The 15,120-nt window shown below is 70.5% G+C and carries 13 protein-coding genes; 6 read left to right on the top strand and 7 right to left on the bottom strand.

Annotated features, from left to right (window positions below):
- Positions 1-403: 403 nt before the first annotated feature.
- Positions 404-1,828, top strand: a complete 1,425-nt coding sequence (locus tag ACWD3D_RS01225; protein ID WP_451458839.1) for a hypothetical protein — start codon at positions 404-406, stop codon at positions 1,826-1,828.
- Between the two features lie 179 nt (positions 1,829-2,007).
- On the opposite strand, the gene ACWD3D_RS01220 is transcribed toward ACWD3D_RS01225, so the two are convergent.
- A complete protein-coding gene (locus tag ACWD3D_RS01220) occupies positions 2,008-2,652 on the bottom strand; it encodes a dihydrofolate reductase family protein (RefSeq protein ID WP_451458838.1) in 645 nt (214 codons plus the stop codon).
- Between the two features lie 200 nt (positions 2,653-2,852).
- Here ACWD3D_RS01220 and ACWD3D_RS01215 point away from each other — a divergent pair, with 200 nt between their 5' ends.
- The 3 genes from ACWD3D_RS01215 to ACWD3D_RS01205 all read left to right on the top strand — a co-directional run bounded on the left by ACWD3D_RS01215 (position 2,853) and on the right by ACWD3D_RS01205 (position 7,337).
- Positions 2,853-4,523 carry an RNA ligase family protein gene (locus ACWD3D_RS01215; protein ID WP_451458837.1) on the top strand — a complete coding sequence of 557 codons (1,671 nt, stop codon included), beginning with the start codon at positions 2,853-2,855 and terminating at the stop codon, positions 4,521-4,523.
- A 69-nt stretch (positions 4,524-4,592) separates the two neighbouring features.
- Positions 4,593-6,824, top strand: a complete 2,232-nt coding sequence (locus ACWD3D_RS01210; RefSeq protein WP_451458836.1) for a poly(A) polymerase — start codon at positions 4,593-4,595, stop codon at positions 6,822-6,824.
- 105 nt (positions 6,825-6,929) lie between these two features.
- Entirely contained in the window at positions 6,930-7,337 is a 408-nt protein-coding gene (locus tag ACWD3D_RS01205; protein ID WP_451458835.1) for a PLDc N-terminal domain-containing protein, read from the top strand.
- 67 nt (positions 7,338-7,404) lie between these two features.
- Here the strand turns inward: ACWD3D_RS01205 and ACWD3D_RS01200 are convergent, their stop codons facing one another.
- Positions 7,405-7,953 carry a cysteine hydrolase family protein gene (locus ACWD3D_RS01200; protein ID WP_451458834.1) on the bottom strand — a complete coding sequence of 183 codons (549 nt, stop codon included), beginning with the start codon at positions 7,951-7,953 and terminating at the stop codon, positions 7,405-7,407.
- Positions 7,954-8,093: 140 nt separating this feature from the next.
- Here ACWD3D_RS01200 and ACWD3D_RS01195 point away from each other — a divergent pair, with 140 nt between their 5' ends.
- Together ACWD3D_RS01195 and ACWD3D_RS01190 are read left to right on the top strand one after the other, a co-directional pair.
- Complete coding sequence (locus tag ACWD3D_RS01195) at positions 8,094-8,588, top strand: GNAT family N-acetyltransferase (RefSeq protein ID WP_451458833.1); 495 nt, start codon at positions 8,094-8,096, stop codon at positions 8,586-8,588.
- 260 nt (positions 8,589-8,848) lie between these two features.
- Positions 8,849-9,820, top strand: a complete 972-nt coding sequence (locus tag ACWD3D_RS01190) for an ABC transporter substrate-binding protein (RefSeq protein WP_451458832.1) — start codon at positions 8,849-8,851, stop codon at positions 9,818-9,820.
- A gap of 135 nt (positions 9,821-9,955) precedes the next feature.
- Here ACWD3D_RS01190 and tuf read toward each other — a convergent pair whose 3' ends face one another.
- The 5 genes from tuf to ACWD3D_RS01165 all read right to left on the bottom strand — a co-directional run bounded on the left by tuf (position 9,956) and on the right by ACWD3D_RS01165 (position 15,099).
- Complete coding sequence (gene tuf, locus ACWD3D_RS01185) at positions 9,956-11,149, bottom strand: elongation factor Tu (RefSeq protein ID WP_266705279.1); 1,194 nt, start codon at positions 11,147-11,149, stop codon at positions 9,956-9,958.
- A 159-nt stretch (positions 11,150-11,308) separates the two neighbouring features.
- Positions 11,309-13,435, bottom strand: coding sequence for an elongation factor G (gene fusA / locus ACWD3D_RS01180; protein WP_451458831.1), 2,127 nt, complete (start codon positions 13,433-13,435; stop codon positions 11,309-11,311).
- A gap of 39 nt (positions 13,436-13,474) precedes the next feature.
- Positions 13,475-13,945: a 30S ribosomal protein S7 gene (gene rpsG, locus ACWD3D_RS01175; RefSeq protein ID WP_219611728.1), complete on the bottom strand. Its 471-nt coding sequence runs from the start codon at positions 13,943-13,945 to the stop codon at positions 13,475-13,477.
- A gap of 2 nt (positions 13,946-13,947) precedes the next feature.
- Positions 13,948-14,319, bottom strand: a complete 372-nt coding sequence (rpsL, locus tag ACWD3D_RS01170; protein WP_003948652.1) for a 30S ribosomal protein S12 — start codon at positions 14,317-14,319, stop codon at positions 13,948-13,950.
- Positions 14,320-14,691: 372 nt separating this feature from the next.
- Positions 14,692-15,099: a hypothetical protein gene (locus ACWD3D_RS01165; protein WP_451458830.1), complete on the bottom strand. Its 408-nt coding sequence runs from the start codon at positions 15,097-15,099 to the stop codon at positions 14,692-14,694.
- Positions 15,100-15,120 lie beyond the last annotated feature (21 nt).

Here is a 15,120-nt window from a genome sequence, read left to right as displayed (position 1 = left end):
GAGCGTTCCGCCCACCGGGTCCCGCCTCCCGGGACCCGGTGGAACGGGACCCCGTCCGCCGTGTCCTGGGACGCGGGGACATGGCGCTTCGGGACTCCAAAAGCTTGAAAGAACGTGAGAAATAACCAAACCAAACCCCTCCCCCACCGGACGGTTCGGAGGCCGACCACCGGACGGTTCGGGGCTCGATCACGGGCCGGTTCGAGGGCCGATCGGCACCTCCCGGCGTGTCCTCACCCGGACGGGTGAGTTTCGGTAACTCAGCTAGATTTTCGTCCGGTTGGCAGGCATATGCTCCCCCCAACAGCAGGGGCATCCGCCCCGCACCAGACATAGGACGGCCCCCGCCGGGACTGGCATCCCGATCGAGGGCCTGACCAACCAGGAAGATCAACGCTTCCCAATGGATACCCATGAGGTTAGCGCGCACCCGCGCGCCCAGACAGTGGTCATCGACCGCAGTCGCACCCGGACCACCGGGCTCTCGCACGTCACCGTGCCGCTCACCAGCGAGTTCGTGGTGGTCGGCAACCATCTGGCGCAGCACCCCGAACTCTCGCTCGTCGCGATCGGCGTCTCCGTGCACATCCAGTCGCTGCCGCCCGGCCGCCGCGTGGGCATCAAGGCGCTCGCCGAGCGTTTCCAGGAGGGCGCCGAGACCATCGCGCGGGCCATGCGCGAGCTGGAGCGGTGCGGGTACCTGGACCGCCCCCGAGACCGGGTCGGCGAGGGCCGGTTCATGACGCGGACGATCGCGTACAACCACCCCGACGCCGCCCACCACGACCGCGCCGCCCGGGCAGCCGTGGCCGAGCGCCAGGCCGCCGAGCGGAGGGCCTCCGGTCCGAAGGCACTCGGGCGGAGGCCGGCCGCCGTACCCCGGCAGCGGGCGGGCTCTCCGGCCACCGCCCGGCGTCACGGCACCCGGCCCGCGCACGTTCGGAGCGGTGCGCAGCAGCGTCCCGTACGGGAGATGTGCACGGCGTCGGACGCGCTGCGGGAACTGTGGGAGCCGGTGGCCGTCGCGGCTGCGATTGAGGACGCGTCGCCCGCCCCGGCAACCGCCGCCGCCATGGAACGCCCCCGGGCTCACGCGGAGGCGCCCGCAAAGGTGCTCACGGCCGCCGAACCGTACGCGCCGGACGCGCCGCTGGTCGGCTCCGTACGTACAGAGCCGCCAGCGCCGGACGCGCCGCTGGTCGAGGCCGTACGTACGGAGCCGGACGCTCCACCGCAGCCGCAGCCGCAGCCGAAGCCACCGGCCCCCGCACCCACCCCGCCCGCACCCGCACCCGCACCCGCACCCGCACCCGCTGAGCCTTCGGCACCCGCTGCCCCTGCGCCACCCTCCGTGCCCAATGCCGCCTCCATCCGCGCCTCCCTCCCGCAGCCGGTCCAGCCGGCCGCGCCCACCGCCGCCGAGCTCGCACGGCTCGCGGTCGCCGCCGAGTTGCTCAGCGGGCTTCGGGGCGAGGAGAAGCAGCTACGGCTCAGCGAGAAGGACGTGCGGGAGCTCGCGCCGACCGTGGCGGTCTGGCTGGAGCGGGGCGTCCACACGGACCAGGTGCGGGAGGCCCTCCTCAGCGACCTGCCCGCGCAGGTGAAGTACCCGGCGAAGTTCCTCGCCAGGCGGCTGACCAGCCAACTTCCCCCACCGCTCCCGCTCCCCACCGAGCGCGGGAGCCGACCGGCGCCGAACCGTCCGACGGTCCTCCCCATGCAGAACTGCCCCGCCTGCGACCGGGCGTTCCGGGCCCCCGAGCAGAGCCGGTGCGACCGCTGCCTACGGACCGACGCGGTGGACCCGGGGATCGAGGTCGTCCGGTGAAGGTCCCGCCTGCCCGGCGGGTTCCGGCACGCAAGCACCGGAAACCGCCGGACCTGCCCGCCGGACCCGCCCGGCGGACGGCGCTACTCCACGACGCACCCGCCAGGGAGGCCGCCGGACAGCGGCTGCGGCGCGGGCGCCGGTGACGGAACCCGCGCCACCCTCCGGCTGGTCCGGCCTCACTTCCGCCAGAACAGGTGGTGCGTCACGCCGCTCGGGCTGGGCACGACGTCCTGGTGGAACCGGTCGAGCAGCTCATCGGGGGACTCCCACAGCCGGGCCCCGGAGCCGAGCTTCGTCGGCGCGACCGCCACATGCAGGGTGTCGACGAGATCGGCCTCGATGAACTGCCGGATGGTCGTGGCCCCGCCGCCGAGCCGGACGTCCTGGCCCTGCGCCGCCTCCTTCGCTCGGGCGAGCACCTCGGCCGGGTCGCCACCGACGAAGTGGAAGGTGGTGTCGGAGAGCGTGAACGACGGGCGTTTGTGATGCGTCATGACGAACACCGGTGTGTGGAAGGGAGGTTCGTCACCCCACCATCCCTGCCACTCATGGTCCTGCCAGGGCCCGCGCTGCGGCCCGAACTTGTTGCGGCCCATGATCTCGGCGCCGATGTTGCGGGCGTAGTCCCGCGTGAAGTAGTCGTCCAGACCTCGGCCACCGGGTTCGGAGCGGCTGATGGGAGGGTGGTCGGTGGCAAAGGCCCAGGCGAGCAGGTTCCCCGGATCGGCATGGCCGAATGGCTTCTCGAGGCTCTGGCCCTCGCCGGCGCCGAACCCGTCGCTGGAGACGGTAAAGCTCTGGACCCGCAGTAACTGGCTCAAATCGCTCCTCCTGATTCACGCATTCTGATCACCTGGCGAACCGTAGACCGGCCGGGCCGGGAAAACTCGTCGCTGCATCGTGCAGTTTTCGTCGAGCTCCCGCAGGACGACGACTTCCCCGCGTAAATCCCGTCGCTCGCCCTCCCCGCCGCTGCATAGAGTGACAGTCGTTTTCCATTCGCACCGGGGGCCCGACCAGCATGCGTACGCACTATCCGCGCACCCCGCACCTGCCCTGGTCGCCCGGTGCCACCTCGGACGACGTGCGGGTGGCGGACCTGGCAGCGCTCGCCGGGCGCGAGGTCGTCGTCACGGAGAAGCTCGACGGCGAGAACACCACGCTCTACGCGGACGGGCTGCACGCCCGCTCGCTGGACTCGGCCCACCACCCGTCCCGGGGCTGGGTGAAGGCGCTCCAGGGGCGGGTGGGTTCCCGCATCCCGGCGGGGTGGCGGGTGTGCGGGGAGAACATGTTCGCGCGGCACTCGATCCCGTACGACCGGCTGGACGGCTTCTTCTACGGCTTCTCCGTCTGGGACGGCGAACGCTGCCTCGGCTGGGACGAGACCACCGCGTTCCTGCGCGGGCTGGGCGTCCCCGTACCGCCGGTGCTCTGGCGCGGGGTGTTCGACGCGCGGGCGGAGAAGGCGCTGCGGAAGCTGACGCTCGACACCGGCCGGCAGGAGGGGTACGTCGTACGGCCCGCCGGGTCGTTCCGGGCCGATGAGTTCGGGCAGGTCGTGGCCAAGTGGGTGCGGCCGGGACACGTGACGACCGGCACGCACTGGATGCACGCGGCGGTGGTCCCGAACACGCTGGGCCCGTCCGCCGCCCTGTGGACCGTACGTTCCGGGGGTGCGGTCGACGCGGACGCCCTGCGTGAAGCGCTGCCGCCCTCGCAGGGCGACCATCCCGACGCCCGTACGGCGCGCGTCCTCGGTGACGGGGTCGGCGCCTTCGGTGACGAGCGGCTGACCGGGGTCCTGGCGGGTCTGCTCCACCGTGACCGGCGGACCTCGATCGCGCCCCGGCTCGCCCCGGTCCTCGGCATGCAGCAGGCGGTCCGGGTGGCCGACCTGGTGGGGCTCCACCGTTCACTGCACCGCCCGTACCCGGACGAGGAGCGCCGCACCGGGCTGACCCGCATGTCGTGGGCGGCCGACCTGGGGACGCTGCACGCGCTCGCTGCGGCCACCGCCCCCACGGACGAGGCGAGCGAGCAGGTCGCGTGGTCCGCGCTGCACGCCGAGGAGATCCGCGAACCCGCCGGGCTGCGCGGGGCGTTCGACGACCTGGAGCCGGACGCCGCCGACCGCTGCCGGGCGCAGGCCCGCGAGGCGTACGCGCTGGGCCGGATCAGGACCGCCGAGGAGGCGGTCGCCGCCACCTGGCGTTGGCGCTCCGGCGACTTCCCGCGCCTGGTGCTGCTGTGCGGGCCGTCCGGCAGCGGCAAGAGCACGTACGCCCGCACCCTGCCCGGGGTCACCACGTACATCGCCCTCGACGACCTGCGCGAGGCGCGCGGCGACCGGGCCGACCAGAGCGCCAACGCCGAGGTGGTCCGGGAAGCGGCCGAGCGGTTGGACCGGGCGTTGCGGCCCCGCACGACGACGGTCTGGGACGCGACCTCGCTCGCCCCGAGGCAGCGCACCCTGGTCCACGCCGCCGCCGCGCGCCGGGACGCGATGGTCACGCACGAGGTGGCGGTGGTGGGCGCGGCGGAACTGGCCCGGCGCAACACCACCCGCACCCATCCCGTACCGCCCCAGGTGCAGGAGGCGCAGCTGCGGCGGTACGTCCCGCCCTACCCCGGCGAGGCGCACCGGACCTGGTACCTGGGCACGAGCGGGACGGTGGAGGCGAAGGTCTGATGCGGACGAGCGGAACGGTGGAGGCGAGACTCTGATGCGGACGAGCGGAACGGTGGAGGCGAGACTCTGATGCGGACGAGTGACGAGATCTACCACCGGATTCGCTGGGACGCCCGCTTCGATCCGGCGCGGTTCACGATCGGGGTGGCACAGCGCGGCCGGGAGCCGAAGCGGGTGCCGTTGCCGCGCTTCACGCCGGGCGGGGAAGTGCCCTGGCACCGGGTGCTGTTCTTCGAGGCGGACGGCGAGACGGTGTGGGACCGCGCCTCGGGCCTGGACCGGGTGGACACGGCGGAGGCGGGACGGGTGCGCGAGACGCGGTCGCTGCCGTCGCCGTACTTCGCGGCCCGCACCCCGCACGCCTTCGACGGCCGGGCGTGGGAGCCCGCACCTCCGGCGCAACCAGCGCCGCCCGCAGCCGGGTTGAGCGTACTGACGTGGAACACCCTCTGGGACCGTTACGACTCCGAGCGCATCGACACCGCCCGCCGCCGCCCCCTGCTGCTCGACATGTTGCGGACCGCCGACGCGGACGTCGTCGCCCTCCAGGAGGTCGAACCTCCGCTGCTGGACCTGCTGGCGGGCAGTGCGTGGGTCCGCGAGGAGTACACGTTCGGCGCGGGCCTGGACGGGCGTGAGGTCGCCGACTGCGGGCTGCTGGTCCTCAGCCGGCTGCCGGTGCGCGAGGCGGGGTGGCACCCGCTGGGGCGGCACAAGGCGGTCGCGGCGGTCGTCGTGGAGACGGCGGACGGGCCCGTCACCGTCGCGGTGACCCACCTCAGCAGCGACCACTCCCCCGAGGGAGCCGCCCGCCGGGACCGTGAACTCGCCGACCTCGCGACGGGGTTCGCGGATCTGGACGGTGACCTCCTGGTGGTCGGGGACTTCAACGACGGCGGCCCGAACCCGCAGTCGCGCCTCGGCCTGACGGACGCCTGGACGATGGTCCACGGCCCGGCCGACGACACCCCCACCTTCGACCCCTCGGTGAACCCGCTGGCCGCCGTGGGCTCGCTGACGGGCCGCGTGTCCCGGCTGGACCGGGTGCTGTACCGCTCACCGCGGCTGCGCCCGGTGGCGGCCGGGCTGGTGGGCGCGGCCCCGGACGCGACCGGGCTGTACGCCTCGGACCACTTCGGGGTGCGCGTGGAGCTGTCCACCACGGACGGGCCGGAGGCCGGGGGCGCCCCGGACGCCGGGGAGTCGGTACTCGGCCGGGTGGCCCGGGCGCTGCCCGGCGCGAGCGTCCACCTCGTCGGCTCGCGGCGGACGGGCGGTGCGCTGCCGGGGGCGGACGTGGACCTGGTGGCGGCGCTGCCCACCCCGGTCGGGGCCCGGGCGCTGGGGCGCCGGCTGCCTGAGGCCGAGGAGGTGCGCGAGGTGGTCGGGGCCCGGGTACCCGGACTGCGGTTCGTCCTCGACGGGCTGCGGGTGGACCTGGTGACGGTGGTCCCGGTCGGCGTCCCCCCGGCCGAGGCGGTCGGGCGGCGCGTGGAGCTGGGTCCTGCGGCGGCCGTCGCGCTGAGCGCGGTGAGCGACGCGGAGGAGCTGCTCGCGGCGACCGCCCCGCACCGCGCCGCCTTCACGGAGCTGCTCCACGACGTGAAGGCCTGGGCCCGGGCGCGCGGGCTCGACTCCGCACCGTGCGGCGGGCTGCCGGGGCTCGCGTGGACGGTCCTGGCGGCGCGGACGGTGTCGGCGGGGGCGGCAGGGCGGACGCGTACGGCGCTGCTGCGGCAGTTCTTCGCCCAGTGGGCGGAGTGGGACTGGGCCCGGCCGGTGGCGTACGCGGACGCCCCCGCAGCCCACAACGCGGGCGACGCCGTCACGATCCTGACCCCGACCGCCCCCGTACGCTCCTGCTCCACCCAGGTGCCGGCGGCGGGCCGGGAGCTGATCGCCGAGGAACTGTTCCGCGCGTGGGAGGTGCTGGACGCGGCGGCGGACGCCGACCCCGTCCCGTACGCCCGACTCTGCGCCCCGCCACCGCTCCACCTGCGCCACTCGGCCTGGGCGGTGGTCTCCGTACGCGAAGGCGGTGACGAGGGCCGCTTCCGTGGACGCCTCCTGGCGTTCCTCGACGCCCTCGCCCGGTCCGGCTCCCCGGACACCCACGCCTGGCCGCGCCCGGTGGCCGGAGGCCCGGACGGCACGGGGGACGGGGGGTTCGTCCGGTACGCCGTCGGGCTCGGCGCCACGCCACCGGACGCGCAGCGCCTCACGGAGATCGGCGCGGAGATCCTGCGTGGGCTGCCAGGGGCCCAGGTCAGGCGGGTCGCGGTGGCACCGGCCCTGGGCTGAGGGGCGCCCCCGATTCCCCGCTCGCGTGGCCGACTTCTCCGACCGGACGCAGGATGGATGCTCCCGGGGGGAGTGGTGCTGCTACGGCCCCGACAGGAGAGAACGATGAGCGACAGCGTCTACTTGGCCTACGACTATCCGGTCCTCGGAGCCTTCTGGACCGCGATGTGGGTCTTCATCTGGGTCCTGTGGCTGGTGCTCCTCTTCCGGATCATCGCCGACATCTTCCGCGACGACGACATGAGCGGCCTCGCCAAGACCGCCTGGCTGCTCATCGTGATCGTGCTCCCGTACATCGGCGTCTTCGCCTACGTCATCGCGCGCGGGCGGGGCATGGGGCGACGCGAGCACAAGCACGCCAAGGAGCAGCAGAACGCGTTCGAGACGTACATCCGTGAGACGGCCGGCACCACCAGCCCGGCCGACCAGCTCGCCAAGCTCTCCGAGGTGCGTGCAAGGGGCGACATCTCGGACGAGGAGTTCCAGCGGGCCAAGGCGAAGATCCTCGGCTGACGGGCGCGGGACCACCGGGACCGGCTTCCTCCCCGCCAGGGGCAGGGAACCGGTCCCTGCGCGGCCCTCAGCCCTTGGCCCACTCCGCCACGGTGACGACCTCGGCCTGCGCCGGGAAGACCTTCTCGGTCAGAACCCGGTGCACCTCCGGATCGCCGTCCGCGCAGGCGTCCGAGAGGACGGTGAGCCGGTAGTCGAGGTCGGCGGCCTGGCGCACGGTCGACAGCACCACCCCGCTGGTGGCGATGCCGGCCAGGACCAGGTGCTCGATCCCGCCGGCCCGCAACACCATGTCGAGGTCGCTGCCCGCGAAACCGCTCACCCGCCGCTTCACGACCACGACGTCCTCCGGCCGGATCTCCACCCGGGGATGGATCGGGTTGGGGTCCACCCCCGCGGACGCCGCCCGGCGCCCCGCCAGTCCGGCGAACATCTTGTTGCGCGGGTGGATCTCGGGCGCACCGGGGCGGAACCCGACCGTCACGTGGATGACCCGCATCCCCTCGCTCCGGGCGTGGTCGACGGCCTCCCCCAACCGGTCCAGATACCCCGGCCCGGCAAGCCGGTCGACGATGAGTGTCTGGACGTCCATGATCAGCAGGGCTCGCTCGGACATCGGGTTCCTTCTCTCGTACGGGGTCAACGGCCGCTCGTCGGGGCGACGTTACCCACGCCTCCCCGCCCGGCTCCCCGCAGGGGCTGCACCGACCGCGACCGGGCGGTGCCCGTCGGGAGGGAACACTTGATACTTGGCGGATGAACAACAGCACCTTGCCCCCCGTGGCTGCCGCCTGGGCCCTGCGCCCCGCGCTCCCCGGTGACCTCGAAACGATCGCGGAGCTGCGCGCCGTCGTCATGCGGCCGGACCTGGAGCGCCTCGGACGGTACGACGAGCACCGCGTACGCCAGCGGCTGCGCGACAACTTCGTCCCCGAGCACACCTCGGTCATCGAGGTGGACGGGGCTTTCGCCGGAAGCGTGACCCTGCGCCCCGCCGAGCGGGGTCGCTGGCTGGAGAACTTCTACCTCACCCCCGAGGTGCAGGGCCGCGGTGTGGGTACCGCCGTCCTGCGGTCACTGCTCACCCGCGCCGACGAGGCAGGCACGGAGGTCCGGCTGATCGTCGTCCAGGGCAGCGCCGCACGCCCGCTGTACGAGCGCCACGGCTTCGTGGAGGAGAGCCAGGACCCGATCGACGTGTACATGGTGCGCCGCCCGGTCCGTAACGCCTCGGCGGCCGTCACCGACTGAGCCCGGGGCGCAAACGCGCGAGCTGGGGCCGAAAGGCGGGCGCAGGCACGCGGGCAGGGGCCGAAAGGCGGGCGCAGGCGGGAGAGCGGGCACAGCCGGGGCGCGCTTCCGGAGCGGGGATAGACCCGCCCGGATCGTGGGCAGGCTCCCGCCGCCCGCGCTTCCCGCCCCGGTGGCCCGAGCAACCGGAATTACACAATCCAAGAACGTACGTGCGTGCGAATCGGGCTACTGTCGCGGGGAGCGAGTCAAGGAGAAGCATGAACACCCGCATCCGGACCGGTGCACTCGTCGGCACCGTCTCCGCCCTGCTGCTGGCCACCGCCTGCACGGCCGATGCCACGGCCCCCGTCATCTCGGTCGAGGGCAGACTCGGCACGGCGAAGATCCAGGGAAAGCCTCGTACCGTCGTGGCACTGGACAGCGCCAGCGCCGACATAGCGCTCTCCCTCGGCTTCAAGCCGGTGGCCATGCCCGCCGCAGCCGAGGGAGTCCCCGGCGGCATCACGCCCTGGACCAAGACCGCCCTCACCGGCAAGCAGCCCCACCTGCTCCGGGCCGACGGCGACCTCGTCGCCCAGGTCGCCTCGTACAAACCGGACGTGATCCTGGCGACCCGGGACCGCACCCTCGACCCGCTGTACCCGAAGCTCTCCGCCATAGCGCCCGTCGTGCACTACACCAAGGGCCCCGACGCGGACCCCTGGCAGACCAGCACCCGCATCATCGCCAAGGCGCTCGGCGTCAAGGATCAGGGCGAACAGCTGATCAGCGCCGCCGAACAGACCGCGCTCGACGCCCGCGCCGCCTTCCCCGCCATCGTCGGTACCCGCTTCAACCTGCTGGTCTCCCCCATGCCCCACGGCGTCGGGGCGGTGAAATCGCGCGAGGACACCTCGGCTCGCGTGCTGCGGAAGTTCGGGATCAAGCTCAACGAACTCACGGCCCTGCTCCCCGATTCCAGCAACCCCGCACGCGCCTACCTCGACTACGCGCAGGTCGGGCAGACCGACACCGACATCGTCTTCGCCGCCGGCACGACGGACGCCCTCTCCACCCTGGAGAAGACCCCCGCCTTCCGCGCGATGCGGGCCGTCACCGACGGCCGGTACATCCCCCTCGATCCCGCCCTGGCCGAGGCCCTCTCGGAGCCGACCCCGCACAGCGTCGAATGGGCCGTCCAACAGCTGGCCCCGAAGATCGGCGCGGCGGCCGCGGCGGCCCGCGCATAACGACGGGCCGCACCCACCAACCGCGCGCACGTCCGTCCGCACACAAAAAGAAGGGCCCCGTCCCACCGCTCGCGCGGCGGGACGGGGCCCTTCTCGGTGCTCAGTGAGGAGCAACCAGGTCAGACGATCAAGTAATTACTTGATGATCTTGGTGACCTGGCCGGCGCCCACGGTCCGGCCACCCTCACGGATGGCGAACTTCAGGCCCTCTTCCATGGCGACGGGCTGGATCAGCACGACGTTCATGATCGTGTTGTCGCCCGGCATGACCATCTCGGTGCCCTCGGGGAGGGTCACGACGCCGGTCACGTCCGTGGTACGGAAGTAGAACTGCGGGCGGTAGTTGTTGAAGAACGGGGTGTGACGGCCACCCTCGTCCTTCGACAGGATGTAGGACTGGGCCTCGAACTCGGTGTGCGGCGTGACCGAACCGGGCTTGATGATGACCTGGCCGCGCTCGACGTCCTCGCGCTTGATGCCACGGAGGAGCAGACCGACGTTCTCACCGGCCTGGCCCTCGTCGAGCAGCTTGCGGAACATCTCGATGCCGGTGACCGTGGTGGTGGTCTTCTCCTGCTTGATGCCCACGATGTCAACGGTCTCGTTGACCTTCAGGACACCACGCTCGATACGACCGGTGACGACGGTGCCACGACCGGTGATCGTGAAGACGTCCTCGATCGGCATCAGGAACGGCTTGTCGACGTCGCGCTCGGGCTGCGGGATCGACTCGTCGACGGCGGCCATCAGGTTCAGGACCGACTGGCCCCACTCCTTGTCGCCCTCGAGCGCCTTGAGCGCCGAGACCTTGACGACCGGCAGGTCGTCGCCCGGGAACTCGTACTCGGAGAGGAGCTCACGGACCTCGAGCTCGACGAGCTCCAGGATCTCCTCGTCGTCCACCATGTCGGCCTTGTTCAGGGCGACGACGATGTACGGAACGCCGACCTGGCGGGCCAGGAGCACGTGCTCCTTGGTCTGCGGCATCGGGCCGTCGGTGGCGGCGACCACGAGGATGGCGCCGTCCATCTGCGCGGCACCCGTGATCATGTTCTTGATGTAGTCAGCGTGACCCGGGCAGTCGACGTGCGCGTAGTGACGCGACTCCGTCTGGTACTCGACGTGCGCGATGGAGATCGTGATTCCACGCTGACGCTCTTCGGGAGCCTTGTCGATCTGGTCGAAGGCCGAGGCCTCGTTCAGGTCGGGGAACGCGTCGTGCAGCACCTTGGTAATGGCGGCCGTGAGGGTCGTCTTACCGTGGTCGATGTGACCGATGGTGCCGATGTTGACGTGGGGCTTAGTCCGCTCGAACTTCGCCTTCGCCACTGGGTCCTCCTGGGGAGTGGTTCTGTACGCCTTGCTTCATCGGCGCCAGGTGATCTTTGCTGGGATGCCGGAGCCCGGGGCATTCACCGCAACACTCGCGCGTTGCGGTGAATGCCCACCAGGCTCCGGTGACAAGCCTAAAGCGTGAGCTCGGGAGAGTTACTCGCCCTTGGCCTTCGCGATGATCTCCTCGGCGACGTTCCGCGGAACCTCGGCGTAGGAGTCGAACTGCATCGAGTAGCTTGCGCGACCCGAGGTCTTGCTACGGAGGTCTCCGACGTAGCCGAACATCTCCGAGAGGGGCACGAGGCCCTTCACGATGCGAGCACCGTGGCGCTCCTCCATGGCCTGGATCTGGCCACGGCGGGAGTTGATGTCGCCGATGACCTCACCCATGTAGTCCTCGGGCGTGGTGACCTCAACGGCCATCATGGGCTCGAGAATGACGGGAGAAGCCTTGCGCGCGGCCTCCTTGAAGGCCTGCGAACCGGCGATCTTGAACGCGAGCTCCGAGGAGTCGACCTCGTGGTAGCCACCGTCGAGAAGAATGACGCGGACGCCAGTCATCTCGTAGCCGGCCAGGATGCCGAACTGCATGGCCTCCTGCGCACCCGCGTCCACCGAGGGGATGTACTCCCGGGGGATACGGCCACCGGTGACCTTGTTCACGAACTCGTACGAGGCGTCGCCGCCCTCGATCGGCTCGATCGCGATCTGCACCTTGGCGAACTGACCGGTACCACCGGTCTGCTTCTTGTGGGTGTAGTCATGACGCTCGACGGCCTTGCGGATCGTCTCGCGGTACGCGACCTGGGGCTTGCCGACGTTCGCCTCGACCTTGAACTCGCGACGCATACGGTCGACGAGGATGTCGAGGTGGAGCTCGCCCATACCACCGATGATGGTCTGGCCGGTCTCCTCGTCCGAGTGAACACGGAAGGAGGGGTCCTCCTCCGCGAGACGCTGGATGGCTACACCCAGCTTCTCCTGGTCACCCTTGGACTTGGGCTCGATGGCGACCTCGATGACCGGCGCCGGGAAGTCCATGGACTCCAGGATCACCGGGTTCTTGTCGTCGGACAGCGTCTCACCCGTGGTGGTCTGCTTCAGGCCCATGACGGCGACGATGTCACCGGCGCCCACCGACTCGATCTCCTCACGCTTGTTCGCGTGCATACGGTAGATCTTGCCGATGCGCTCCTTCTTGCCCTTGACGGAGTTCAGCACCGCGGTGCCGGCCTCCAGGCGACCCGAGTAAACCCGGATGAAGGTGAGCTTGCCGAGGTGCGGGTCGCTCGCGATCTTGAAGGCGAGCGCGGCGAGCGGCTCGTCCACAGACGGCTTGCGGGTGATGACCTCGTCGGCGTCGTTGACCGCGTGGCCGTCGATGCCCTCGACGTCCAGCGGCGACGGCAGGTAGCGGACGACCGCGTCGAGCAGGGGCTGAACGCCCTTGTTCTTGAACGCGGTACCACAGAACACCGGGGTGACCGTGGTGTCCCCACCCTTGCCGGAGGCAATGGTGATACGACGCACGGCGGCGTAGAGCTGCTCCTCGGTGGGCTCGGTGCCCTCCAGGAAGAGCTCCATCAGCTGGTCGTCGTTCTCGGCGACGGTCTCGACGAGCTTGGCGCGGTACTCCTCGGCCAGCTCCACGAGGTTGGCCGGGATGTCGACGACGTCGTACATCTCGCCCTTGGACGCCTCGGCGGACCAGACGAAGGCCTTCATGCGGACCAGGTCCACAACGCCCTCGAAGTCGGCCTCGGCACCGATCGGCAGCTGCATCACGATCGGGGTGGCGCCGAGGCGGTCCACGATCATGTCGACGCAGCGCAGGAAGTCGGCACCGGTCCGGTCGAGCTTGTTGACGAAACAGATACGCGGGACGCCGTAGCGGTCCGCCTGACGCCAGACAGTCTCGGACTGGGGTTCGACACCGGCAACGCCGTCGAACACCGTCACAGCGCCGTCGAGGACGCGGAGCGAACGCTCCACCTCGACGGTGAAGTCCACGTGGCCGGGGGTGTCGATGATGTTGATCGTGTGATCGACATCTTCGAGGGGCCAGTGGCAGGTCGTCGCGGCAGACGTGATCGTGATGCCGCGCTCCTGCTCCTGCTCCATCCAGTCCATCGTGGCAGCGCCGTCGTGGACTTCACCGATCTTGTACGAAACGCCGGTGTAGAACAGGATCCGCTCAGTGGTGGTCGTCTTGCCCGCGTCGATGTGGGCCATGATCCCAATGTTGCGGACCTTGGCCAGGTCAAGCGAAGTGGTAGCCATAAGGCTTCAGTCTTCTCTCGGTCTCGATGTGGGTAACGACTACCAGCGGTAGTGCGCGAAGGCCTTGTTGGACTCGGCCATCTTGTGGGTGTCCTCGCGCTTCTTGACGGCCGCACCGAGGCCGTTGGAGGCGTCGAGCAGCTCGTTCATGAGGCGCTCGGTCATGGTCTTCTCACGACGGGCGCGGGAGTAACCGACGAGCCAGCGCAGAGCGAGGGTGGACGCGCGACCGGGCTTGACCTCGATCGGCACCTGGTAGGTGGCGCCACCGACACGGCGGGACTTGACCTCAAGGGCGGGCTTGACGTTCTCAAGCGCGCGCTTCAGCGTGATGACCGGGTCGTTGCCGGTCTTCTCGCGGAGGCCTTCCATGGCGCCGTACACGATCCGCTCGGCGGTGGAACGCTTGCCGTCGAGCAGGATCTTGTTGATCAGCGACGTGACAAGAGGAGAGCTGTAGACCGGGTCGATGATGACCGGGCGCTTCGGGGCGGGGCCCTTACGAGGCATTCTTACTTCTCCTTCTTGGCGCCGTAGCGGCTGCGGGCCTGCTTGCGGTTCTTGACACCCTGGGTGTCGAGCGAGCCGCGGATGATCTTGTAACGAACACCCGGCAGGTCCTTCACACGGCCACCACGCACGAGCACGATGGAGTGCTCCTGCAGGTTGTGTCCCTCACCCGGGATGTAGGCCGTGACCTCGATGCCGGAGGTCAGACGCACACGCGCGACCTTACGGAGCGCCGAGTTCGGCTTCTTCGGGGTGGTCGTGAAGACACGCGTGCAGACGCCGCGGCGCTGGGGCGAACCCTCGAGTGCGGGCGTCTTGTTCTTCTCGACCTTGTCCTGCCGGCCCTTCCGGACCAGCTGCTGGATCGTAGGCACTACTTCTCCGGTTTCTGTGTGCCGTTCGTTGAAACTAACCTGGAACGTCGCCGACCCACGCGGTCGGGTGTGTCGAATACTGCAAGCCTCTGCCGGAAAACTACGGATGAAGCGCAGATTGCGGTGGCCCTTGTCCGGACCCGGCTTGCGGCTGAGGACACGCATGCCGAGCCCAGGCACACCCCAGGCACAAGGCTTGAGCGTACCTACCTCATCGACTTGGGTCAAAACAAATGGGGCGCGGCCGGACGCGCGACGGCCCGTCCCCCCGCGGGGACACCCCCGCGGTGCACACCGGGTAACCGCTCAGGTCGCGTCGGAAGAACACCGGTGAGCCGGCCGGGCCGAGGAAAGCCCTGGTCGCTGCGGTGGTCAGTCCTGGCCCGCGCATTTACCGCCGAGGTATTTCCGGATCAGGAGTGCGTCCTCCCGGTCCTTCCCGCGGGGCGACCTCTCCTTCCAGCCGAGAACCACCTCCAGGGGGCAGAACGGCAGCCCCTGGATCCATTCCGCACCGTCGATGAGCGCGTCGGCACCCACAGTGCCGGGAAGCCAGGTGTCGAAGATCTCCAGGTCGCCCTCGAAGAGCAGCACCATGGAGCCACGCCCCGAAGGGGCATGCACCGGAGCTGAGAGTTTGGTGGCCGCTCTCCAGGCATCGCCCCTGGCGACGATGTCGAGGTCTCCCACCGTCCGGCGCAGTCCGTGCGCGAGCAGAGGTCCGCTTCCCGCGATCACGTAGTCGCCGAGCTCCAGGCCCAGGGACATGAGCTTCCTCACGATCGGATGCTCGGGCAGGTT

It is taken from the genome of Streptomyces sp. NPDC002690, from assembly GCF_053592415.1.
Note: the sequence above shows the minus strand (reverse complement) of the source record. Positions and strands in the feature narration are given on the sequence as shown.